The organism is Phycisphaerae bacterium, assembly GCA_012729815.1.
In the GTDB taxonomy this organism is placed as follows: domain Bacteria; phylum Planctomycetota; class Phycisphaerae; order JAAYCJ01; family JAAYCJ01; genus JAAYCJ01.
On sequence record JAAYCJ010000156.1, the window covers coordinates 1 to 1,651 of the forward strand.

2 protein-coding genes are annotated in these 1,651 nt (G+C 62.1%); both read right to left on the reverse strand.

Annotation, left to right across the window (positions count from 1 at the left end; all coding sequences use genetic code 11):
• Nucleotides 1–706 (reverse strand): type II secretion system protein (locus GXY33_10470; GenBank protein ID NLX05557.1); only part of this gene is annotated, 706 nt, incomplete at its 3' end.
• The coding region (locus GXY33_10475; GenBank protein ID NLX05558.1) for a hypothetical protein at nucleotides 696–1,651 on the reverse strand (956 nt) is incomplete at its 5' end. The genes GXY33_10475 and GXY33_10470, both read right to left, overlap by 11 nt.

Sequence of the window (1,651 nt, forward strand, 5' to 3'; positions counted from 1 at the left end):
CCGCGTGCCCGTCCAGAAACGCCACGGTGAAGGTGGCGGGAACGCCGTGCCATTCGCTCTCCGGCGACGACGGCAGGCCCGCTCCCCACTGGAGCATCCAGCCGTACTCGCCCATGAGGATCAACCGCGACGGCTCGGACGCCCGCGAGATGTTCATCTTCGGGAGACGCTTGTTGATCTCGCGGTGAAGCGGCCGAACCCGCGGCGGATTCAGGCTGATCTGAGTCTGGCCGATCAGAAAGAGGTTGGTCTGATAGCTGGTGCCCATCACCTCATTGCACGTGAGGTCAGGCTGACCGGGGACTCCGCCGAAGTCCTGCGGGCAACGGAAAACGGGGGCGCCGTCGATGTCCTCAACGATCTCCGGCAGTCCGACGTACGGATTCAGCGGGCGCGGCCTCCGCTCGACGGAGCCTGCGTATTCCCACATGCCGATCCACCCGCCGTAATGCAAATTGGCGTTGACCTCCTGGTAGAACGCGCCGTGGTGATCGTCGAGGTAGAGCAGCCACCCCTTGGCGGCCTGGGCGAGGTTGGCCTGGCAGTAGACCTGCCCCGCGGTCCGCACACCCTCCTGAAGCCCGGGAACCAGAACGCCCATCAAAACCGCGATGACCGACGTCACCACCAGCAGTTCCATCAGGGTGAATGCGGACGTCCGACTCGTTGTCTGAGACTCTCTGGAGATCGGCAACCTATGAGCCATCACCGCCTCCTTCGCTCAGACCGGCCGTGTTGACGGTGTTGATGGCTCGTAGCGAGGCTTGAATTCTTCTATCCAAAAAAAGGCCCAACCAGCTTCGATCCATCGTCAAAGAAACCAAATCTCGGGATTTACGATAGTGTCGCAGCGCCTGGCGGTAGTCGCCCTGGCGCAGGCTGCACTCACCGATAATGAATTCGGCGAAATGCGTCTCCTTACGTCCCAGGTTTCGCCGGAACTCAGCCTCCTTTTCCTCCAGGGGGCGAGGGTCCAGCAGAAACCGCCCCGCCAACTGCTCGCGTTCCTCGCTGAGGAACCGTCTGAGAATCTCCGCGGCGCGATCATCACGCCCGGCGTGCCAAGCCTGAAGAAACGTGCCCATTCTCAAGTCATTGAGCATCTCGTAGGTTGCAACGCTTGCCTTGAGCATCCTCTGCCGCGTCTCCTTGGTCCAAACGTACATTCGGACGTTGGCGTAGGCGAAACCGGCGATGATTGCCATCAGAACCGTCACCATGGCCACGAAGTAGCGGTGACGGAACAACAGCTTGCGCACCATGTAGGGCGTGCTGACGGAGCGGGCGACGATAGGCCGATCCTGCAGCCGGAACTCGATGTCCTGCTGCAGCTCAGCCGCCGACTGGTACCGCTCCTGCGGATCCTTGGCCAGGGCCTTGAGCACGATCGTGTCGATGTCGGCGTCCAAACCGCGAACCACGCTGGACGGCCGTTTGGGCGGTGTGGACAGGATCGACGCTGCGATCTCCGAAAACGTCCCCATCACCGGGTACGGATGGCTGCCCGTCAGCATCTTGTAGAGAATCAATCCGAGGGCGTAGATGTCCGTCCTCGCATCCACCTGCGAGATCTTGCCGTCCGCCTGTTCCGGCGCCATGTACTGCGGCGTGCCGAGCACCTGGCCGTCCGTCGAGATCGTCACCGGGTCCA